The sequence below is a fragment of the Anaerolineales bacterium genome, from assembly GCA_037382465.1.
Lineage (GTDB): Bacteria > Chloroflexota > Anaerolineae > Anaerolineales > E44-bin32 > WVZH01.
In genome coordinates this window covers 14,343-35,066 of the sequence record JARRPX010000030.1, presented here as the reverse complement: position 1 = coordinate 35,066, position 20,724 = coordinate 14,343, and the positions used below count along the sequence as shown (strand labels likewise).

The following is a 20,724-nucleotide window of genomic DNA, read 5'->3' as shown; positions in this document are numbered from 1 at the left end:
CCGTATGAGTGAATTATTACGGAAGCTGTATGGAAGTTGGATCGATTGGCCGGAATTGATCACCGGCTTGATTCTGGGCGCCGTGTTGGTGTTCGCAATCCAAAAAATCGGTGTCAATTTCTCTGACGTCTTTGAATACATCTACTCCGTTATTCAATCTATCAGCGGCGCTATTTCCGGAAAATCCGGCGACCCCTACAAACTGGATTTACTCGAACGCATGGAAATGCTGCACGCATCGAAGGCGTTGTTCAAGGTTAGCGAGATTGCCGTCCCTCCACATCTGCTTGCTCCACCGATCCCCGCCGATCCCGTCCGCACAGATCCGATTCCGGAATACACTTTAGCCGTACTCCCCAACCTCCCCGATTGGAATTATTTATCCGGCATCTATCACGCCCCATCGATATCCATCGCAAACGCACTGTCCGAGGGCGCCAACTTCATGATCACGGGGGAACTCGGCAGCGGAAAAACGTTCGCTCTGGCACACTTCGCCATCCTGGCACTGAACAAATCGCCGGATGCGGGAATCGCCGCGGAGATGACTCCGATATTCGTTCACGCCGCCGACCTGGAATTCCGTCGCCGGTCGGAGAAAGACCCACTCAACGTACTCATTCCGGCGGTGCAGAAAACGGTCTCCTCCAATCTGGCTTCAAGCATACCGAACTATCTACGTCCACTATTTCGAAAGGGGAAGGCACTTCTCCTGCTGGATGGGCTGGACGAATGCACGGTCGAAGAAATCACACCCATCACCGAATGGCTCGGAGATCTCCAGATGGCTTTTCCCAACGTGCGTATCATCGCCAGTGGGCCGGCCAGGAATTACGACGGGATCGTCCATGCCGGACTCGCGCCCGTCGCCATCGCGCCCTGGACCGAGCATGACCGGAGTATGTTCCTGGCGAAATGGGGCCAGGCCTGGCAACAGCACATTCGGCCGCTACTGCCCAAGAAAAGAATGTACGACGTTGACCCGAGCTTGATCTCGGGATGGTTCTCCAACCTGGCGCGCGGGCTGACTCCCCTGGAAATGACACTGCGTGTGTGGTCGGCGTACATGGGCGACGCAAAAGATACCACGACAACGAAAAACATAGACGCCTACCTCGCTCGTCTGCTGTCACCCAACGAACGCCCGCAAGCAGAAGCCATCGGCCTGAATTGGCTCAACGAACGACGGGGTATCGTCTCCGAACGATCCATCGGCCGCGGTACCTCGACAAAAGACTTCATATCCGCCGGCATCCTGATACGTCGGGCGAACAATCATATCTCGTTCACCGTGCCGGCTATCGGCGCCTATTTGGGTGCCCGGGCAATGCTGTCCCAAGGTTTGGCGCAACAAGTGTTCGAACCAGGCTGGACACCCGCCGAAACTTCGCTGGGTTTCTACGCTGCGCTGGGCGGTGACCTTGCCCAAGTCGTGGGTCAATATCTCGGTGCAGGGGACGATCCCCTCAATTCCAACCTGTTCATCACAGCCCGCTGGCTGCGCGCGGCGCCGGCCAAAGCACCCTGGAGAGCGAATATCCTCCGCTCGCTTGCTACGCTGGCAAATTCGAGTGACAAACCATACGGCTTGCGCTTGCGCGCCGTCCATGCGTTGACTCGATCCGAAGACCCGTCAACGGCAATCCTGTTTCGGCGTCTGTTGGCTTCGGAAGACCGCATCAGCCGAATTCTGGGCGCGCTGGGCCTTGGCGGCGTTCAGGACGAGGAATCGATCGAGCGTCTGCTCGATACGGTGGATCAAGATCGGGAGCTGCACGTCCGGCAAGCGGCTTGTCTGGCTTTGGCGGCCATCGGAACGAATCCGGCACTCGAGGGCATAGGTAAAATCCTGCTCGACGGAGAGGAAGCCGTCCGTCTGGCCGTTGCCGAAGCTCTCGCCGCGCAGCCGGGCGAAAGCATCAACATGCTGCGCGATGCGATCGAAGTGGAAAATATCCTCACCCGCCGCGCTGCGGTGTTCGGACTGGCCCGCATCCCGGAGGATTGGATACCCGAACTACTCCAGACGATGCATCTCGAAGACGATCAATGGATCGTCCGCGGTGCAGCAGCGGAAGCGCTCGAACGCATTCAAAATCCACCCTGGAAAGTCTACTCCCTGAAAACGGAGTTATCCACGACACCGTGGCTGGTGGAATTCGCCAAGCGTGAAGGGCTCGCGATTGCCCCTGGAAAGGCGTCTTTGGAGCTGCTTCGCCAGGCCCTGAACAAAGGCAAGGATGAGGAGAAGGTTGCCGCACTCGAAGCGATCGGCAACACCGCGGCCGAGGAAATGAGTCTCGAACTCCAACAAGCCCTCAAATCCAACCAGCAGTTCCTCAAGGATTCAGCTTTCGAAGCCCTCTGGCGCATCAACGCATCCGGATTGCACCAGATCTCCTACGCGCAAAGCAAGGCTTGATGCACCCGCAGAGAAAAGTCGTTTAACCGGGGATAAAGAAACGAGCTTGCCGATCGGCAAGCTCTTCGAGTCATGGCCCGGATGTATCAAAAAACGACTACTTCGATTTCTGGTTCTCCGCCATCCAGCATTGAATCCTTTCCTCAACCTGCTCGGCGTTCATGTCGATGATCGACAAGATTTTATCGAGACCTTTCTCCCCGGCTACGATTTCCACTCTGCTCCGATTGACACCCAGGACCTTGGCGAGAAATTTGACGAGCGCAGTGTTGGCTCTTCCCTCCAACGGAGGCGCGCTAACCCGGACCCGAACTGTACCATCTTCCAACACGCCGCCGAAAGTGGTTTTACTCGCACGAGGGGTCACACGGACGGTAAGCGCAGCTCCCTGTTTTCCGTCGTGTAATTTAAACTTACGCATGCGTTCGCCTTTCCCTCAAGAAAACAACCTTACTACCAACTGACGTAAAATCTGCAAGATAATTATCAGTGCCATGGGGCTGAGGTCAATCCCACTTATGGGGGGTATCAGGCGCCGAAACGGAGCCAGCATCGGCTCGATAAATCGGGCGAGTGTCATCCGCAGTGGATTGTACGGCGCCAGGAAATAGGTAAGGAACACGTACACGATCACGATCCACGATAGAAGACTCAGCAGTTGAGCGATGATGTAAACGAGAGATGGCATGTCACCTTCCAATCGTATGTGGGCTAATTATCCCATAAATCCGAATGACGATGTTTACGGAAAGCATACGAGTTTGATCATGGGTCTCCTGCCGACGATAATCTGGGTCAACCTAAACCGATAAGTGCGCCAAAACGACCGGTGAGTCCATTTTCAGCGCGATGGGAATACCAATCTCCCGTGTGGCAAGCCGTACAGATTCCGGCCACTTCTATGTGCCGAACGCCCATTTCTTTAAGTTGACCGTGATTGGCAGCCCAGAGGTCGAAATAGGTAGAATCGCCGTTCGAGTTCAGGTATAAGTCCGCTTTTCCGGGAAAAACTTTTCGAACTGCCGAGATGACGTCGGCGCCAACTTCGTAATGGTCCGGACCGATCGAAGGCCCCAAAGCGGCGAGTATTTCAGCCGGATCGCAGGAAAAATGCTCGATCATGCCCTGAACGGCAGACTGCGCTACACACCGCGCAGTTCCAATCCAGCCAGCATGTGCGAGTCCGATCACCTGGCGGCCCGGATCGTAGAGCAGGATGGGAACACAATCTGCAAATCGCATCAACAGAGTCAATCCCGGAACGTCGGTGAGAATCGCGTCGGCTTGATGATAGGGCTTATTCCCGCGGGGTTCACGGGCGACGACGCAGCGTGCAGAATGGATTTGCCAGACATCGTAGAGTGAATCCGGATTCCGGTGCATTACCGAGAAAATCCGCCGCCGATTCTCAGCGACACGCTCGCCTTCGTCACCGACCGTCGCGCCCACGTTCAACGAATTCCACGGCGTCGGGCTGACTCCCCCGTGGCGTGAAAAAACAGCGTGGACCAAGTGAGAATCGGCTAACGAGTCAAATTGGAAAAATCGAAGGGTCTCGATCTGATGGAACGGCATGACTTCAGTCTATCACGGCACCAGTAGATGTACCAAGATCATCCATAATTTGAGGGTCAAAGCGATTCGCCGGCGCCGGCCAGCTTCATCGAGACCATCACTCGCAGTTCCTGCATGGTTTCTTCCAGATATGGATAGGCGAGCCAGACGTTCGCCACGCCAAAGAGCAGCCCGGTTAGCGTACGCAGAAACGGAGTGCTTTCCCTGGGCGTGAGGAAGCCAAGGGGAAGTTGCGCGAGGAGCTGCGATCCACCATCGATGGCGATCGGCAGGATGCCGATGAGTATCCAAAACCCAATGGGGAGCGGCTTTATGCGTTTCCGTAAAACGGCGAAAAGCAGCCCGCTGAGGAAGATTCCGCCGTATATCGCCACGTCCCGTTCACAGAGCGCCACCTTATATCCCAGCCGGTCGTTTCCGGTGAACTCGCGTGCTTCCCATTGATCGTTCTCGTTCATGCCTGTGACCTCACCGTAGGATCCGAGGTGTGAATTGGCGATCTCCAGGGGATACGCCGGCTGTTCCCCGAACAGGAACCACGATCGAAAAGCCAGTTGATGGCAAAGCGGTGAATAGAGGGCATAGATCCATCTGGCTGGACGAGTTGCGCCATACTCCATCATTACCGGTGCAGCAAAAGGCAGCCCGACGTACATGAACACAAGCAAGTTGAAAATGGCCAACCAGTGTTTGGACAGAGAAAGCAGCACTTTGTGCATACTTACCGCCCGCTCACGATGGTCCTCGTCGGGCACTTTTTCGTGCGTTCTTCCCTGTTGCGCGGCAGCCAGCGTCACGCGCAGTTGGGTTTCGTCAAATGGGGCTTCGAGGGTATAAGGGCCGACCTTCAAAACCGGGATCTTGGCGGCGTAATGGTCCTGCAAGATGGGATCGCTATCGATGTCGACCTCGACCAATTCGTGCGGGTACTCCGACTTCAATTCCTCAAGTTCGATCTTCACTTCGTCACAAAGCTTGCATTCTTTCCGCATAAACAGCGAAACGCGTATCATTTCTCGAAACCTACCTTCAGATCACAACTCACAGATAACGACTCATTCAAAGCGGTCCCTTCAATGCACGTTCGGATGGTTATTGCTGCAGTAGATTTTCTTCCAACCCAAACGTGGGGATGATCGAAGTGTATTTCGCCAGGAATTTTTCTATGCCGCCGGTCAACAACATAACGCCCAAAATTACGAGCAGGACGCCGGTCACAATCGAAAGTGCACGAATGACCTTACCATGTCTGCGAAGGAGTTCGGTCGCGCTGCCAACCCCCAACGCCGCCAGGAGAAAAGGAATCGCCATTCCGACGGAGTAGGCAACGAGCAAAATTGCACCATCCAGCGCTTTGCTGCCGAACAATGCTATGGTATAGATCGCGCCAAGTATAGGACCCAGACACGGCGCCCACCCGGCGGAAAAGAATACGCCCATCAAAGCCGAGGAGAGATAGCTCAAGCGCGGATCGGGGGCGACATGCTTGCGCGTATCGTAATCCAACAAGGGGATATGGATCACGCCCATCGTGTGCAACCCAAATACGATCACCAGCACGCCGCCCGCGCGCGCCAGCCATAGACGAACATCGTAATCGCTGAGTAAATTCCCCACGACGCCCAACGCAGCACCACCCACTACGAACACCAGGCTGAACCCGATCACGAAGGCCAGTCCGTGAAGAAACGTCGTCCTGCGGCTTTGGACGATTTCCCCCGAAGCGCTGACAGAGCGACCTCCCAGGTACCCCAAATAGGCGGGAACGAGCGCCAGAACACAGGGGGACAGAAAAGACAAAAGACCAGCGAGGGCGGCGATTCCCAATCCGTAGGGAGAGACAGCAATACTATCCATGGCTACCTCGATTTCCTGGTTGCATCCGAGCAATCCTCAATTCGTGAGGAGTTTTCGTTAATCTCATTTCAATCGTAACACCAACAAAACCATCCTTGCTGCGTCCTGAACGATAAAAGCATAAACGAAAGGACACGATGTAGCAAGATGACGACCGTCTTTCTTCACTATAGGGAAGTTCAGGAAAGCCGCATTCCACGTAGCCTGAGACTGTTGGTCACGACGAAGATCGAGCTGAAAGCCATGGCTCCTGCTGCGAGCATGGGATTCATGATCCCCAACGCGGCGCTTGGAATGAGCAGGATATTGTAGATGAAAGCCCAGAACAGATTCTGTTTGATCGTCCGCAGCGTCCCTCGGGAGAGGGTCACTGCCCTGGGGACTCCCTGCAGATTATCACTGATCAACGTGATTGGCGCCGCCGCCATGGCAATGTCGGTCCCTGTACCGATCGCAATACCGACGTCCGCCTGAGCCAGAGCCGGGGCATCGTTGATGCCATCGCCGACCATGGCGAGCACCTTTCCCTGCGATTGGAGTGATTTTATGTGCGAGACTTTATCGCCCGGCAGTACCTCGGCAAAAACAGCCGGCTGGTTGCCGTCCAGCGAAGGAGTCAAATCGACGCTGCGGGCGACGGCTTCGGCCGTCTGCCGGTTATCACCGGTTACCATGATCACTTCGAGACCCAGCTGTTTGAGTTCTCGAATGGCTTCCCGAGAGTTTTCCTTCACGCTGTCGGCGATACCGAGCAACCCAACCAGGCGACCGTCGGCGGCCACCAGCACCACGGTTTTCGCCTCGTGCTCTAGGGTTTCCACTTGCCCCGTCACGCCATCGACGGGGATCCGGTTCTCCGTCATGAGTTTCGTGGTACCCACCAGTACTCTTCTGCCGGAAACTCGCGCTTCGATTCCCTGGCCCGCGATGGCCGTGAAATCCTCGGGCTCCTCGAGCCGCAGCTCTCGCACTCCGGCTGCGGCCACGATCGCCTGCCCAAGGGGATGTTCGGAGCCGCGTTCGGCACTCGCAGCGAGCGTCAATAACGAATCTTGATTTCCCCGCGAGTCGAGAACCTCGATATCCGTAACGCTGGGCTGTCCGCGCGTGATCGTCCCGGTCTTATCGAGCACGACGGTCGTCAAGCTGCCGGCCCGCTCCAGCGCAGCGGATGTTTTGAAGAGAATCCCCTGCTCCGCCCCCTTCCCGGTTCCCACCATGACGGCAGTAGGTGTGGCGAGCCCCATGGCACACGGACATGCGACAACCAAGACCGCCACCATGTTGATCAGCGCACGGGTAAAGGCGGAATTGTCGCCGGACGTCGGAGGTGCAAGGAACATCCAGCCGGCGAAGGTCAACAGCGCGATGCCGATCACGGCGGGTACGAATATGGCTGCGACCTTGTCGGCGAGGTGTTGGATCGGCGCCTTGCTGCCCTGCGCCTCTTCTACCAAACGCACGATTTGCGCCAGAGCGGTGTCCTTGCCAACCCGCTGGGCTTTGAATTTGATCATGCCCATTTTGTTGATCGTGGCACCAACGACTTCGTCCTGCGGGCCTTTTTCAACGGGCATCGATTCGCCGGTCAGCATCGCTTCATCGATCGATGTCGTGCCTTCGACGACCACACCGTCGACGGGAATCTTCTCCCCGGGCCGCACGATCACCAGGTCGCCAACCTGCACCCGCTCTACCGGGATTTCCACCTCATGGCCGTCGCGAATTACGTTGGCCGTCTTGGCCTGTAGATTCATCAGTTTGCGTATGGCTTCGCTCGTACGTCCTTTGGCACGCGCCTCGAGGTATTTCCCGAGTTTGATCAGCGTGATGATCACAGCGGCGGTTTCGAAGAACAGGTGGCCTTTCAGCCAACCCAGGAGGATCGGAAGCGAGTAGAAGTATGCCGCTGAAGATCCCATGGCGATGAGCACGTCCATGTTGGCCGCGCCGTTGCGAAGCGCTTTATAAGCGCCGACGTAATACTGCCAGCCGACGTAAAACTGCACCGGCGTTGCCAGGATAAACATCAGCCAATCGTACCAGGCAGCCGTGGCGATAACGGCGGGTACGAAACCCAGATCACGCGCCATGGAAAGCACGAAGAGCGGAACAGTGAAGACCAGGCCTGTAATGAGCAGCCGCCGCTGCCGCCCGATCTCTTTGCGCCTCGCTTCCCGCTCAGCATCGGTTGACTCTCCGGAAGATTCGATGACCTCGAACCCGGCTTTCTCGATCAGCTCTTGAATTTCGATCGGTTCGATGATCGTGGGGATGTATTCGAGACGGACCCTCTCGCTGGCAGGATTGACGCTGGCCGTGATGATTCCTTCCTTCGCCAGCAATTTCTGTTCCAGGCGAGATGCTTCTTTGGAATCGGCGACGTACCGCAGTAGAACGTTGATTTCTCCTCTGGCCACATCGTAGCCCGCACGTTGGATGCGCGCCACAATCTCGCCGGGGCCGAGTTTCGAACTGTCATACTCGACGCTTGCCCGCTCGGAAGCCAGATTCACACTCGCCGATCGAACACCGTCGAGCTTCTTGATGTTCCGTTCCACTGTAGCCACACAATTGGCGCACGTCATCCCGGTTATGGGAAGGGTCACGTAACGCGTGCTGTCCGCCATTGGATCATCTCCAATCGTCGATCGAATCCGTGGTTATTCGGCTACCGGATAGTTGATCTCGGCCAAAAGCGCCTTGATCTTTTCCGTCGTCGCCGGTGAATCGAACTCCACCTGGACCTGCTTCTTCGATTCGGAAGCTTCGACGTTCGAAACGCCAGCCAAATCCGAAAGCTCCATTTGAATCGTGTGCACGCAGTGTCCACAAGAAATATTGGGAACAGAATAGGTAACGCTCGTCATTATTCCACCTCCTGCAGGGTTGAATCCTTACACCTTCATGGCCATTTCGTAGACTTCGGCAATCTCCTTCAAGACTTGCTCACGTGCCGCTTGATCCTCGCCGCGAACCGCGGTGATCAAGCATGAGTTCAGATGATCGTTCAAGATCATCGTCGTCACTTTGCCCAGGGCTGCCTGTATGGCCTGTATCTGGCGGATGAGATCGATGCAGTAGGCATCGTCTTCCACCATCCGCTGAACGCCGCGCACGTGACCTTCTACCGTTTTCAAGCGCCGCGTACGTATCACTGTCAAGACAAATGAGACCCGTTTTGCCCGCTAAACGCCATGGATGCAACTCCCCTATTGCTGAACTAACGCTGTGGATGCGTAATAGAGTAGCTTCCGAAATTGTGGGCCCGCCGGTAGATCCGTCGCAATCGGCTGACTTGCCGGAGGTGGGCAAAACGAAAGCCGATTTATGCTTTTAACTTCGGTCCGGGAAATCGGTGGCCTGCTTCGGAGTCCGGAGAACCTTTCAACAGATCGATCGCATGCGGCAGTGCAGGCAAGATCACTTCGAGATTCTCCAACGCCGCCCGCGGGCTGCCGGGAAGATTGATGATGAGCGTCTTGCCCCGAATGCCCGCCACCGCGCGCGAAAGCATCGCATGCGGCGTAATCTTCATACCATATGCGCGCATCGCTTCCGTAATTCCCGGCGCGAGACGTTCGACGACCGCCCGAGTCGCTTCGGGCGTCTGATCGCGGGCAGAAAAACCCGTCCCCCCTGCAGTCAGGATCAAATCCACGTCTCCCGAATCCGACCAGTCGCGTAATAAACGCTCGACGCCTTTACGATCGTCGGCAACCACCCGCGATCGGATCACGCGCCATCCCTGGACTTCGATTCGCTTTGTCAACCCGGGGCCCGAGCGGTCTTCCCGCTCACCCTGTGCGGCGCGGTCCGACACGGTGAGGATTGCCACATTCATGAGACGATTCTCTCCCCATTTTTCAACGGGAAACAATCCCCCTTCCTGGAATTCCCACGCATTTCGTTGCTTTTAACGGCGTATGTCGTTGCCCATCCGTCGTGTGGTTCGCCTGCCCCTTATTCGCCATCGACCCCCACCAAGCGCTTCCATTCGTCTTCGATTCCATCTTCCGTGACCCCGAAATAGACTCGAATTCCGCCCGATGTACGTTGGGCAAGATCGTAGCGTTTGCGTTTGCCGCGACGCTGTTCGTGCAAGACTCCGATGTCGCCCTGCCACGCAATGGGAGCCTTGTTCAGGTCTTTCGGGAGACTCATCACCTGCTTGATGGCGTAGTGCCACAGGCGCCGCGCAGAGGACTTGGTCACGTTTTTGACCACGTTTCCGTTGCGCAGATCGCGCATGGTGTAATACCGGGTACCGTTTCGTTCCTCGGAATCCACGACTTCCACGCCCGTTCTCGGAGGGGCAATGCCCACTTCGGCGTCTTTAACGCCTGGCGCTTTCGGCTCAGCAGCCTTTTCGCGCACGTGCCGGTCCTGGCCGCGTAAAACCAACTGCACGATTTCATCGCGCACTGCAAGACCCGTATCCGCTTCGTCACGAACGTAGATCTTGTTGTCATCCACAGCATAGGGCGGATCTTCGCCGCGAGGCACCAGAACGCGGATGATCTTCTTCCCTTGGCTTTCTTGAACGTCCACTTCACAAGAAAGTGAGGGATGGATCCGTTTCGCAAGTTCCTGCTGCAGCTGTGAGATTGAAGCGGAGGGACGGGCGATACCCTGGGGTTCTTTCTTTGAATCCACACCGACGCCGATGAACAGCGTTCCGCCGTTGGTGTTGGCGAATGCGCAAACGTCGGCGATGACGGCATACAACCTGCCGCCGCGTATGGTCATACTTTCGTGAAAATCCTGTATGATGCTGGGACCTTCGTCGCGCGCCTGCAGGACGAAATCGAATTCTTCTTTCTCCGCCGGCCAATGGGGCCGCGTGCGGGCGAAGTCGTTGCTGGCAAAGAGGTCCTTCAACGCCTCGAAGCTGACTTCGGACAGCAACATTCTCGTCGCCCGGTCGCCGATGCCCAGATTTTTCTTATTCTGCGGATCGGTCCGCAAACGATGGGCATCCGAGCCCTGAATGCAGTGCATCCGGCGCGGGTATTCCGGCTTGGTTCCACTGAAAAACGCTGCCGTGGAGCGCCGGCCCTTTTTCGCCTGGTCGGTTACCTCGAGCGCCATCAAGTGTGGATCCTGGGTATAGGCGATCTTCGTCTGGCCGCCGAAGCTGAATCCCCGCATGGCGACGCCGTTCGTGGAGTTGGCGTGGGCTGCGATGGCGATTCCGCCCGCGTCATCGATCACCTTATAGGCGGTCAACACATCACTGCTGGCGCCTACGGTCACCGAACCCTGGTCCAATCGATCGGCGGGGATGTTCAAATTCAGCAGGAGGTGTTCCAGCTCTCGAACCGGTTTTTCCGGTGGGAAAATCCCCAGGATATGAAAGCCAAACGTTGCGGTGAATTCGAATCCTGGCAGCACCAGAATCTTCTTCAATAACTCCCGATATTCTCTCAGAACTTCTCGTTCTTCATCCGTTAATCGCGACAAACCTTCCAACAATTCGAGCTGGGCGATCTCTTCCTGCATATTCCGGTATCCGGCGACGGTGTTGTGATCCGTGAAAGCGATCACATCCAGCCCGCGGGCGACCGCCCTGCGCAGGATATCCAGATTGGTTATCTCCGGTTCTTGATAATCACTCGAAGCCGGGGTATGCAAATGTAAATCAACAAGATGCCATTGCCGCGAAGAACGTTTTCCTTTTTTCTTCGTCACAATTCTTTCTATCTCCTAATAAAAAACTTATCACCCAGAGCAATCAAGGAGACATCAAATTCGCGTGAATGCTCGCCGATAATTGATCTGGAGTATACGGTTTTAGCAAAAAATCATCAACGCCCGCAGCGAGGCACTGCTCGGACATGTCCATTCCGGATGTCATGATGATACGGACATCCGCAAATTGGGGATCTTTTCGCATGCTTACCACGAGGTCGAGGCCTTCCACCTGGGGCAGGAAATAATCCATGATCACCAGGTCCGGCATTTCAGTGCGGATCGTCTCGAGGATCGTTCCCCAATTACCAATTTCGGCCACCTCAAAGCCGTCCATTTCCAGGAGCGTTCTCAGCAGTGAGACCATGGTTCGATCGTCATCGATGATCAGGACTTTGTTGGGCATTTTGGACTCACCTTTCTCCAAGAAGGAAAAGACATCACGCAGCCTTGTTGCCCGATTTTGAAGTCCGTTTCGTCGTCTTCCGCCGGGCTTTCGACGTACTTCTCGAAGATTTCGATTTTGTGTTTGATTTTCTACTCGTCTTCCGTTGACTGGGTTTCTTTTGATCCACCAGAGCGGCTTTAATCGCATCCGCCACGGTGTCCGTAAATACGAATTTCATCTCCTTGCGCACTTCTTCCGGAACGTCTTCCAAATCCATCTCGTTGCGAGGTGGCAGCAAGACAGTCTTCAACCCGGCCCTGTGCGCAGCGAGCACCTTTTCTTTCACGCCGCCAATGGGGAGTATCTTTCCACGCAGCGTGACCTCGCCGGTCATGCCGACGTCGGAACGCACGGGAATTCCGGTGGCCAGCGATGCCAGTGCAACCGCCATTGTGACGCCCGCAGACGGACCGTCTTTCGGTTGAGCACCTGCAGGAACATGCAGATGGATGTCGTGCTTCTCCCAATAATCATCATCCAGGGACAATTCGTCCGACATGGAACGTACGTAGGACAGCGCTGCCCGGGCGGATTCCTGCATCACCTGCCCCAACGATCCCGTCAGCAAGAATTGCTTGTTTCCCGGCATCGCCGTCGCTTCGATGAAGAGCACATCACCGCCTACCGGTGTGTACGCCAGGCCGGTTGCCACCCCTGGAACCGAAGTCCGGTCCGCCAGTTCCTCACTGCCGAGATAATACGGTTTGCCCAGGTATGCGCGCACTTGTTCTTTGCTGATGTCCGCTTGGTCGAGTTTCCCTTCAGCAACGTTCGTGGCCACTTTACGGCACAAACGCCCGATCTCCCGCTCGAGATTTCGTACGCCCGCTTCACGCGTGTAGAAGCGGATAATCGTTTCGAGGGCTTCATCCGTAAACGAAATCTCCTCCCGGCGCAGACCGTTTTCGCGTATCTGCCGCGGTATCAAATAACCGCGTGCGATTTCCAGTTTCTCGCTGTCTGTGTATCCCGACAGGCGAATGACCTCCATACGATCGAGCAATGGAATCGGAACGGTTTCCAACCAATTTGCCGTCGTGATGAACATCACTTCGGAAAGATCGAAGGGGATGTCGATATAGTGGTCGCGAAATTCTCTGTTCTGTTCGGGATCCAGTACCTCCAACAAGGCGGAAGCCGGATCTCCGCGGAAATCTCTGCCCAACTTATCCACTTCGTCCAACATGAAGACGGGATTGCGCGACTCCACCCGCCGCATGGTCTGCAGAATACGGCCTGGCATTGCGCCGATGTACGTCCTGCGATGGCCTCGAATTTCGGCTTCGTCGTGCAGCCCGCCCAACGACATGCGGATGAATTTCCGCCCCATTGCACGCGCAATCGACCGCCCCAGGGAGGTCTTTCCGACGCCGGGAGGTCCGACGAAGCACAGAATCACGCCCTCGCGCTGGCGTCGAATTTCATCCTCGGGCTCGGCTTCCAGCTCTTCCGTGCGCTCTGATTTCAGTTTCCGTACTGCAAGATATTCGAGGATGCGTTCCTTCACGTCCTGCAAACCGTAATGATCTTCATCCAGCACCTTGCGGCTGTATTCGAGGTCCAGGTTGTCTTTCGTCGTCTTGTCCCAGGGCAGAGATACGATCCAGTCGAGATAGGTCCGAATCACACCATATTCTGCGGCTGCCGTCGGCAAACGAGACATGCGATCGAGTTCCCGGCGCGCCTGTTTCTCGGCTTCCTCGGGCAGGTTGGCGTCGTCGATCCGCTTGCGCAGTTCATCGACTTCCGCCGTCTGCTCGTCACCTTCTCCGAGTTCCCGCTGAATCGCCTTCAATTGTTCGCGCAGGAAATATTCCCGCTGCACCTTGTCGATTTCCGTACGGGCTTCGTTCTGAATTTGCTGTCCCAGCGACAGGACTTCCAATTCACGGCTGAGCAGGGAATTCACGCGCTGCAGCTTGGCGATCGTCGAGTTCTCTTCCAATATCGCTTGCGCTTCTTCGAGATCGAGACGCTGGTAATTGACGATGGTATAGGCCACGTCTAGCGGATCGTCGAGGATGAGAATGCTGCCCAGAATTTCTTGCGGCAATGACGGGGCGATTTCGGCGATCTGCTGGAACTGATCCTTCGCCGCTCGAACCTGCGCTTCGATTTCAACGCCCTCATCGATCACTTCAGGGGAAAGTCGAATTTTGGCCTTCAAATAGGGTTCGAGCTCGGTAAACTCACCCAATTCAAAGCGCGCGATTCCCCGCACGATCATCGTGATCGTCCCTTCGGAGGTGCGGAACAAACGTTGGACGGTCGCCACTGTGCCGATGCGGTACAGATCCTCCGGACCCGGCGTTTCGAGTTCCGGATTCGTCGAAGCCACGAGCCCGATCAACCGCTTGGAACTGACGACATCGTCGACCAATTTAATCGAGCGCGGTTGGCCGATGTTCAACGGCAGCGATGTGTGGGGATAGACAACGACCCCACGCAGCGGCAGAATCGGCAACTCGTCGGGGATTTCTGCGAAATCCGGATTTTCCGACGAATCGCTGTCGTCGAGCTGCTTTACTTTTATGATCGACGCCGTGTTGTCCTCCGATCGTGGCTCATCGAGCCAAAACGGATCATCGTCTCGCGATGAGAATCTCCACGGCGATTTATCCATACTACTCCACATCATTCAAAGCCTCATTCATCTACCGCACACGATCAGTCAATCTTGATATTCTGCGGCTTGCTGATGGGCAAAACGACACGCAGAAAGCCGTCATTGTACGTTGCTTCGATCGATTCGACGTCAATGGCGCTCGGAATAACGACCTCCACCTCGAATTCACCGTAGGCAATTTCCATTTGATGGTAGGCTTTCCGCGTGCTGGTGTCGGAGCGATTCCCCTTGATGATCAGACGCCTGCGGTCGAACGTTACGGAGAAATCCGCGCCTCGCATCCCGGCAATCTCGACCAGAACGACGTATGCGTTATCGGTTGCATATATGTCCGTCGGTGGTCGCCAGACGTGTGGATGACTCATTCCAGCTTCTCTCAATCAAGCCCCCGAACCCCGGCAGCATTTCAAGACTTCCGAGGTTGGTTAATCGGATTTATCGGTTGAAAATAGCCCATGTAGACGCAAATCGGTGCAAGTAATCGATAGAATCTTCCTAATTCTGCATGATTCTACCACATGGCCCCATCTCCGCTACGCTTCTCTCCAGGCAGATTTTGTGCCACGAGGAACATACTGTAGAATAGATATTGAACGGGCCGACGACGTCGCAGAACGCCGATGAACGTGGAGGTCATTATGGACCCGCTTGCGGTGCTGAAAAGCGTCGAACTTTTCGAGGGTCTCTCTGAAGCCGAATTGGATTCCGTGTTGGAAATTTGCCACCAGCACTCGTTCAAAGCCGGCGACCTCATTACCGAACAGGGGCGACCGGGGGATGAACTTTTTGTGATCCAGGACGGATTCGTGGAGGTGCTGCGCCAGGAGTCCCAAACGGATCCCGCGCCCAAGACCGTCGTCAATCTGGGGCCCGGTCAAATCGTTGGCGAAATGGCGCTCGTGGATCGAGGTCTGCGATCTGCGACGGTACGCGCGATCTCAAACGAAACTATCGTTCAGGTGATCCAGAGGGACGATTTCGATCGATTGTGTGAGGACAACCATCATCTTGGCTACACCGTGATGCGGAACATCGCCGCAGATCTCTCATTCAAGCTGCGACACAGCCATTTCTCGAATCGATAAAGGGAACAGCCGTGGCGAAAGTATACAAAGTGAGCTACGTGGTATTAGGGGGTAAAAATCCCGGAGGCATCACGAACACGAATAGTGAGCCCAAGGCGGGCGATGAAGTCACGTTGGACAAGATCCGCTACACCGTCATCGAAGTCATCCCCCTCATGCCGCCGCGAGGCGATTTCAACTATCTTCACGTAACTTTGAAACCCGTAGAAGGTTAATCGACCCTGGCGACCCGCTAGCCAGCGTGGAGTCTCGCGTCAGAGATCGATCTCCATGAAATCTTCCGCAAGAACGACCTCACCCGAGAAGGTCTCACGAGCTTGATCGATGAGTTTGTCCAGTTGGATCTTTCCCGCTTTGTAATGGATGAGGATCAATCGATCCACACCGGCCTCTCGTGCGATGGCACCGGCCTGCGAGGCGGAAGAGTGCCCCACGATCGCGCCGGTAGCTTCATGGATGAGCACATCGGAACCGGCTGCGAGGCGCGCCACCGAAGGACAGGGCTCGGTATCACAAGAATAGGAGATGATTCGCCCACTGGTGGTACTTTCAATTCTCAGACCAATGGTAGGGATTACATGCCTCACTGGAGAGGCGTAAATTCGAAAATCTTGCTTCTCCAGCACAGGAATCCGTTCTCGCTCCGGCAATCGATGAAATGATACGGGAAAGAAATTCGGCCACGCCTCCCAATGGAAAAATCCCATCACATCTTCGATGCGTTCCAGGCAATGGTGCGATCCGTAGATGTTTAGCGGTTTATCTCTGCCCAGCATCCACATGTTCATCAGCAGTAGCGGAACGCCTCCGATATGGTCGGGGTGAAAATGAGTCAGGATTAAATCCTCAACCTGGTCGAACGAAATCCCTGCATGAGCGAGGCGTACGCTCGGCGAGCCCGGAGCGTCGATGAGCACGATACCTTCTTCACCGTCCACGGCCATGTGGGTGTTGGCGTGGTCTTCGACCGGTACGGCCCACGAGCTGCCAAGTATGATCAGACGGCCCATTGGGGCATCATCCTAATAGCATCAATGCGATTCGCGGGGTCACATAAACCTCCACGATGGCGGCTGCAATCAGTAGCGGCAGTACGATTCCCAGCACAACCCGGCTCAACTGCGCGAGCGCCGAGATAAAACCTTCACTCAAAGACATCCCTTTGGGAATACTCAGGGCTGCCAATCCCAGCTGCAGAATCGCCGCGCCGGCAATGATCGCAGCCGGAAATTCGAAGACGGCGTGCGGGAGGATCAGCGCACCGAGGAAGCGCAGTGGATCACCGCCGGCGAGGATCACGTTTCCCGCGAGATATCCCGTTATCCCGTAGGGCGCCATGAGCAAGATCTGACCCAAAATTCCGAGGGTAAAACCTCCCAGCAATGCCGCAAGAATCAGCGCGCGAACGTTGTTCCACAATATCCACACCAAACCACGTTCCGTGAGCAGTCCAAATTCCCGCATACGCGTTTCCAGGCCCTGGCCCACCGCGTTGAGTTTTAGAAATTCGGGCGGCAGAACGTAGCGGTCCGCAAATGACAATCCAATGATGTAGCCAAGCACGAGTATGCCCGTGGTGATTAAAATGGACCACTTCAATCGAGGCAGAGAAGTCGAAAAGACATCTTTGAACCACTCCGGGACCGACGCGGCGTTGCCGACGAACGAACGCCGAAAATGCCGCACCAAACGCTTCAGATCGATCACGTCGATCTCTTTTCCAAGCAGTTCTTCCCGGTTGAACAATCTCAACCCCATACGACTCAGCACGATCGAGATCATGATCAATGCCACGACGATCCACCAGAGCGCACTGTAGATTCCCCAGAACATGATCAGGCTCTCGCCGATGATCAACTCCGCCATGGGAACGATGATGAAAGAAGCCAATAAATTTGCCGCACGAACGGACGTAGTCTGCGTAGAAATCACCACGGCGCCATTTACCATCACGAACGCCTGCGCGGCAGTGAGGGTCAGTATCTGCGCCAAAAGCGATGCATCGGGTGTCCAACCGATACTGACCACCAACCCGAGCAGGTACACCGTTATGCCCAAAAAAGCCGCGGCCAGGGGCGGAATCACCGAGGCGATTATTTTACCCAGATAGAGTTGGCTGTCGGTGAGAGGGGTGGCCAACAAAGGCTCCAGGGAGAGTCTTTCACGCTCACCAGCGAAGCTCTCCAGGGCGATGACGAGGGAAATAGAGATGGGGAAGAAACCGACGACCATGAGCAGGAAGGGAATGAGGCGCTCGCCTACGATGTCCGCTCCGTATCGGGCGACGAAATCCACAGCCTGACCGGCCGTGAAATTCATCAGCAGCGGAAAGAACAAAGTCAAGAGGATGATGGGGGTCAGGATGCGCCAATCGCGCAGCTGGTCTCGTATTTCACGCCTGGCAATGATCCAGGCGCCGTAGAAATTATTTCGCAGGATACCGACTCTCTGTGTCACTCGCCCTCTATCCTCGATACTCCATCCCTGCCGACGACCTGCAGATACACGTCCTCCAGGCTGCGCTCGACTTCCGCAAGCGTCACGACAGACAATCCAGCCTCTACCATAGCGCGAAGAATGCGGGGATTATCCGTTTCCGGCTGTTCCGTATGATAACGCAGCCAATTTTCACCACTTGCGATGGGTTCTAAATCTGCCGGGAGAACATCCACCGCGCCGTCCAGGACGTCGGCTACACGCAACTCCCACACGGGAGACCCGAGCAGAGATCGTTTCAGGTATGCAGGACTGCCTTCCGCAATGATCTTTCCCTTGCGGATGATGGCGATGCGATCGGCCAGCAGCTCCGCCTCATGCAGGTTGTGCGTGCATACGATGATCGTACGCCGCGTCGAACGGAAACCGCGGATGCTTTCACGCACCATATGCGCACTCGATGGATCCATCGCCGATGTCGGTTCATCCAGGAGCAATATCGGCGGATCGTGAAGCATCGCCCGCACCAGCGCCAATTTCTGGCGCATCCCCTTCGAATAATGCCCCAGACGTAGCTCTCGAGCTTCGTGCAGGCCGTAGCGGCGTAGCAGATCCTCGATCCGCTCGTCGATGACTTCCTCGGGGAGACCGTAGATCCTTCCAAAAAATTCCAAATATTCGGCAACTCGCATGCGCGTGTAGAGGCCATGATGTTCGGTGAGCAGTCCGATCGAACGACGAATCTCCACCGCCTGGGTGGCCGTATCGAATCCGAGAATTAGCGCACGTCCACTGGTTGGCTGCAAGATCGAGGCGATCATGCGAATGGCGGTCGTCTTCCCGGCACCGTTCGGTCCGAGCAGCGCCAACACTTCTCCGGGTTCAACCCGGAGACAGAGATCGTCGACCGCCGTCAGGTCTCCAAAACGCTTGGTTAAATTAAACGTCTCAATCATCGCCGGTACATATCCTGTGCGATGAAGTATATCAGCATGGAGAAACGCTCACAATCGGGTAGAACGTCCCATTTTAACTACGTACGGCTGCATTGAGCGTACTTGTGAAGGAGACCAATTTTCAACCCAATGAAGGACGATCTCCGACACGTGCGCGAAGCTGGAAAGGAAATCGACTCAGGTTGTCTTCGGCTTTCGACGATGACGGATGACAAGAAAGGAGGCCACCAGGATCGCCACGACGAGCATCAACGCCTGGTTGAAATTGATACCTGCGATCTGAACGTAATCCAGACGCAGATATTCCAGCAGGAATCGTCCGATCGGGTAAGTAATCATGTAAACCAGGAACAGGTCCCCATTGATGAGATTCTTCCGGTACTTGCGGAACAGCCACAGCAGAAAAAACATATTCAGCAAGTTCCAGATCGACTCGTACAGGAAAAGGGGATGAAAACAATCGAACTCTCCGTATCCCGGAAGACGATGAGCCGGATCGATCTTGATGCACCACGGCACGTCGGTCGGTTGCCCGTACAGCTCCTGGTTGACGAAATTGCCCCAGCGGCCGATAGCTTGCGCCAGCGCGACGCCCGGCGCAGCCGCATCCAGCAGCATGGCAAAGGAAATTCCCCGTCGTTTGGCGAAGATGTAAATCCCTATTGCGCCGCCGATGATCGCACCCGGCATGCCCAGTCCGCCGTCCCACATCTTCAAAATCTGCAGCGGATGATGCAGGTAGTACTCGGTCGTGATACCAGAGTATTTCGAGGGGGTCAGCACGTGATAGATTCTGGCACCGATGATGCCGAATATGATGACCCAGAAAAAGCCATCCCAGACCATTTCCGGATCCTGGCCCATCTTGCGCAGCATGCGCTGTGCCAGCCACGCCGCCATGACCGCTCCGAACATGATGATCATGCCGTAGAAACGGAAGTAGAGGATACCGATGTGAATGCCTTGCGCGTCGATAGTGATCATAAGAACCTCGAAAGTCGAATTGTCAATCTCGAGCTTGTTGACGGACGTGATAGATGCGCTGTAGGGCCGTAAAATTAGCGAAGATCGCGATCAGTGCAAGACCGATCTCTGCAAAGTTGAAAATCAAACTGGGGATCAGGATGACAAAACGCTCGGCGCGCGTCAGCAGCCCATACTTGGCCATGAAACCGACGCCTTCCGCACGGGCGCGGGTATAGGAAACGAGAACCGAACCCGCAGCCGCGGCGTACACCACACTAGCCCAGAGCCAATCCCCGCGTTGCACGTAATAGAGCATCAATCCGCCGAAGATGAACAGTTCCGAATAGCGGTCGGTTACCGAGTCGAGGAAAGCCCCGAAAGGGGATGGCTCGTCCCGCAGACGCGCCAGGGCGCCATCCAATGCATCCAATGGGCCTACGAGTAGAATGATCAATCCACCGACCAACAATTCGCCCCGTGAGAGGAAGAAAGCCGCAACGATGTTGCCCGCCAGGCCGGTCAACGTGAGCATGTTGGGAGTGATTCCAAGCCGTCCGATGAACCTAGCGGCCGGATCGACCACACCCTTGAAACGGACCCGCAGCATGTCAGTGAGCGTCGGCTTTTCTGCGCGTGCTGTGTCATCAACCTGCATGAATTCT

Annotated in this window: 21 protein-coding genes; 3 read left to right on the top strand and 18 right to left on the bottom strand. The window is 55.7% G+C overall.

The window, feature by feature from the left end; genetic code table 11:
• The first annotated feature begins 4 nt into the window (after positions 1-4).
• Positions 5-2,422, top strand: a complete 2,418-nt coding sequence (locus P8Z34_09425) for a HEAT repeat domain-containing protein (protein MEJ2550889.1) — start codon at positions 5-7, stop codon at positions 2,420-2,422.
• Positions 2,423-2,519: 97 nt separating this feature from the next.
• On the opposite strand, the gene P8Z34_09420 is transcribed toward P8Z34_09425, so the two are convergent.
• From P8Z34_09420 to P8Z34_09360, 13 genes are all read right to left on the bottom strand, one after another.
• Positions 2,520-2,843, bottom strand: a complete 324-nt coding sequence (locus P8Z34_09420) for a DUF167 domain-containing protein (GenBank protein MEJ2550888.1) — start codon at positions 2,841-2,843, stop codon at positions 2,520-2,522.
• Positions 2,844-2,858: 15 nt separating this feature from the next.
• Positions 2,859-3,110, bottom strand: a complete 252-nt coding sequence (locus P8Z34_09415; GenBank protein MEJ2550887.1) for a YggT family protein — start codon at positions 3,108-3,110, stop codon at positions 2,859-2,861.
• A 107-nt stretch (positions 3,111-3,217) separates the two neighbouring features.
• Entirely contained in the window at positions 3,218-3,997 is a 780-nt protein-coding gene (gene pgeF / locus P8Z34_09410) for a peptidoglycan editing factor PgeF (GenBank protein MEJ2550886.1), read from the bottom strand.
• Between the two features lie 56 nt (positions 3,998-4,053).
• Positions 4,054-4,989, bottom strand: coding sequence for a DUF2085 domain-containing protein (locus P8Z34_09405; protein MEJ2550885.1), 936 nt, complete (start codon positions 4,987-4,989; stop codon positions 4,054-4,056).
• Positions 4,990-5,089: 100 nt separating this feature from the next.
• Entirely contained in the window at positions 5,090-5,854 is a 765-nt protein-coding gene (locus tag P8Z34_09400; protein MEJ2550884.1) for a cytochrome c biogenesis protein CcdA, read from the bottom strand.
• Positions 5,855-6,033: 179 nt separating this feature from the next.
• Positions 6,034-8,484, bottom strand: coding sequence for a heavy metal translocating P-type ATPase (locus P8Z34_09395; protein MEJ2550883.1), 2,451 nt, complete (start codon positions 8,482-8,484; stop codon positions 6,034-6,036).
• Between the two features lie 33 nt (positions 8,485-8,517).
• Positions 8,518-8,724 (bottom strand): cation transporter, encoded by a 207-nt coding sequence (locus P8Z34_09390; GenBank protein MEJ2550882.1) that lies wholly within the window; start codon positions 8,722-8,724, stop codon positions 8,518-8,520.
• Between the two features lie 27 nt (positions 8,725-8,751).
• Positions 8,752-9,012 carry a metal-sensitive transcriptional regulator gene (locus P8Z34_09385; protein MEJ2550881.1) on the bottom strand — a complete coding sequence of 87 codons (261 nt, stop codon included), beginning with the start codon at positions 9,010-9,012 and terminating at the stop codon, positions 8,752-8,754.
• Positions 9,013-9,182: 170 nt separating this feature from the next.
• On the bottom strand, positions 9,183-9,698 hold the full coding sequence (locus P8Z34_09380) for a MogA/MoaB family molybdenum cofactor biosynthesis protein (GenBank protein ID MEJ2550880.1): 516 nt from the start codon (positions 9,696-9,698) through the stop codon (positions 9,183-9,185).
• A 119-nt stretch (positions 9,699-9,817) separates the two neighbouring features.
• A complete protein-coding gene (locus P8Z34_09375; GenBank protein MEJ2550879.1) occupies positions 9,818-11,545 on the bottom strand; it encodes a putative DNA binding domain-containing protein in 1,728 nt (575 codons plus the stop codon).
• Positions 11,546-11,588: 43 nt separating this feature from the next.
• Complete coding sequence (locus P8Z34_09370; GenBank protein MEJ2550878.1) at positions 11,589-11,951, bottom strand: response regulator; 363 nt, start codon at positions 11,949-11,951, stop codon at positions 11,589-11,591.
• Between the two features lie 34 nt (positions 11,952-11,985).
• A complete protein-coding gene (lon, locus tag P8Z34_09365; protein ID MEJ2550877.1) occupies positions 11,986-14,616 on the bottom strand; it encodes an endopeptidase La in 2,631 nt (876 codons plus the stop codon).
• A 44-nt stretch (positions 14,617-14,660) separates the two neighbouring features.
• The gene (locus P8Z34_09360; GenBank protein ID MEJ2550876.1) at positions 14,661-14,984 is read right to left on the bottom strand and encodes an Hsp20/alpha crystallin family protein; all 324 of its coding nucleotides are present in this window, start codon (positions 14,982-14,984) and stop codon (positions 14,661-14,663) included.
• Between the two features lie 273 nt (positions 14,985-15,257).
• Here P8Z34_09360 and P8Z34_09355 point away from each other — a divergent pair, with 273 nt between their 5' ends.
• Positions 15,258-15,704, top strand: coding sequence for a cyclic nucleotide-binding domain-containing protein (locus P8Z34_09355; protein MEJ2550875.1), 447 nt, complete (start codon positions 15,258-15,260; stop codon positions 15,702-15,704).
• A gap of 11 nt (positions 15,705-15,715) precedes the next feature.
• Positions 15,716-15,919 (top strand): hypothetical protein, encoded by a 204-nt coding sequence (locus tag P8Z34_09350; GenBank protein ID MEJ2550874.1) that lies wholly within the window; start codon positions 15,716-15,718, stop codon positions 15,917-15,919.
• Between the two features lie 39 nt (positions 15,920-15,958).
• Here the strand turns inward: P8Z34_09350 and P8Z34_09345 are convergent, their stop codons facing one another.
• The 5 genes from P8Z34_09345 to P8Z34_09325 all read right to left on the bottom strand — a co-directional run bounded on the left by P8Z34_09345 (position 15,959) and on the right by P8Z34_09325 (position 20,717).
• Entirely contained in the window at positions 15,959-16,714 is a 756-nt protein-coding gene (locus P8Z34_09345; protein ID MEJ2550873.1) for an MBL fold metallo-hydrolase, read from the bottom strand.
• 7 nt (positions 16,715-16,721) lie between these two features.
• Positions 16,722-18,161: a stage II sporulation protein M gene (locus tag P8Z34_09340; GenBank protein ID MEJ2550872.1), complete on the bottom strand. Its 1,440-nt coding sequence runs from the start codon at positions 18,159-18,161 to the stop codon at positions 16,722-16,724.
• Positions 18,158-19,096, bottom strand: a complete 939-nt coding sequence (locus tag P8Z34_09335; GenBank protein MEJ2550871.1) for an ABC transporter ATP-binding protein — start codon at positions 19,094-19,096, stop codon at positions 18,158-18,160. Before P8Z34_09335 ends, P8Z34_09340 begins: the two co-directional genes overlap by 4 nt.
• 177 nt (positions 19,097-19,273) lie before the next feature.
• A complete protein-coding gene (gene lgt / locus P8Z34_09330; GenBank protein ID MEJ2550870.1) occupies positions 19,274-20,080 on the bottom strand; it encodes a prolipoprotein diacylglyceryl transferase in 807 nt (268 codons plus the stop codon).
• 22 nt (positions 20,081-20,102) lie between these two features.
• The gene (locus tag P8Z34_09325; protein MEJ2550869.1) at positions 20,103-20,717 is read right to left on the bottom strand and encodes a CDP-alcohol phosphatidyltransferase family protein; all 615 of its coding nucleotides are present in this window, start codon (positions 20,715-20,717) and stop codon (positions 20,103-20,105) included.
• Positions 20,718-20,724 lie beyond the last annotated feature (7 nt).

What these genes read in the sequence shown, in the direction of transcription:
- P8Z34_09355 (MEJ2550875.1), top strand. Translation starts at nt 15,258, where the DNA reads ATGGACCCGCTTGCGGTGCTGAAAAGCGTCGAACTTTTCGAGGGTCTC.
- P8Z34_09360 (MEJ2550876.1), bottom strand. Translation starts at nt 14,984, where the DNA reads ATGAGTCATCCACACGTCTGGCGACCACCGACGGACATATATGCAACC.
- P8Z34_09335 (MEJ2550871.1), bottom strand. Translation starts at nt 19,096, where the DNA reads ATGATTGAGACGTTTAATTTAACCAAGCGTTTTGGAGACCTGACGGCG.
- P8Z34_09415 (MEJ2550887.1), bottom strand. Translation starts at nt 3,110, where the DNA reads ATGCCATCTCTCGTTTACATCATCGCTCAACTGCTGAGTCTTCTATCG.
- P8Z34_09400 (MEJ2550884.1), bottom strand. Translation starts at nt 5,854, where the DNA reads ATGGATAGTATTGCTGTCTCTCCCTACGGATTGGGAATCGCCGCCCTC.
- P8Z34_09395 (MEJ2550883.1), bottom strand. Translation starts at nt 8,484, where the DNA reads ATGGCGGACAGCACGCGTTACGTGACCCTTCCCATAACCGGGATGACG.
- P8Z34_09425 (MEJ2550889.1), top strand. Translation starts at nt 5, where the DNA reads ATGAGTGAATTATTACGGAAGCTGTATGGAAGTTGGATCGATTGGCCG.
- P8Z34_09380 (MEJ2550880.1), bottom strand. Translation starts at nt 9,698, where the DNA reads ATGAATGTGGCAATCCTCACCGTGTCGGACCGCGCCGCACAGGGTGAG.
- pgeF (MEJ2550886.1), bottom strand. Translation starts at nt 3,997, where the DNA reads ATGCCGTTCCATCAGATCGAGACCCTTCGATTTTTCCAATTTGACTCG.
- P8Z34_09325 (MEJ2550869.1), bottom strand. Translation starts at nt 20,717, where the DNA reads ATGCAGGTTGATGACACAGCACGCGCAGAAAAGCCGACGCTCACTGAC.
- lgt (MEJ2550870.1), bottom strand. Translation starts at nt 20,080, where the DNA reads ATGATCACTATCGACGCGCAAGGCATTCACATCGGTATCCTCTACTTC.
- P8Z34_09370 (MEJ2550878.1), bottom strand. Translation starts at nt 11,951, where the DNA reads ATGCCCAACAAAGTCCTGATCATCGATGACGATCGAACCATGGTCTCA.
- P8Z34_09405 (MEJ2550885.1), bottom strand. Translation starts at nt 4,989, where the DNA reads ATGCGGAAAGAATGCAAGCTTTGTGACGAAGTGAAGATCGAACTTGAG.
- P8Z34_09345 (MEJ2550873.1), bottom strand. Translation starts at nt 16,714, where the DNA reads ATGGGCCGTCTGATCATACTTGGCAGCTCGTGGGCCGTACCGGTCGAA.
- P8Z34_09420 (MEJ2550888.1), bottom strand. Translation starts at nt 2,843, where the DNA reads ATGCGTAAGTTTAAATTACACGACGGAAAACAGGGAGCTGCGCTTACC.
- lon (MEJ2550877.1), bottom strand. Translation starts at nt 14,616, where the DNA reads ATGGATAAATCGCCGTGGAGATTCTCATCGCGAGACGATGATCCGTTT.
- P8Z34_09390 (MEJ2550882.1), bottom strand. Translation starts at nt 8,724, where the DNA reads ATGACGAGCGTTACCTATTCTGTTCCCAATATTTCTTGTGGACACTGC.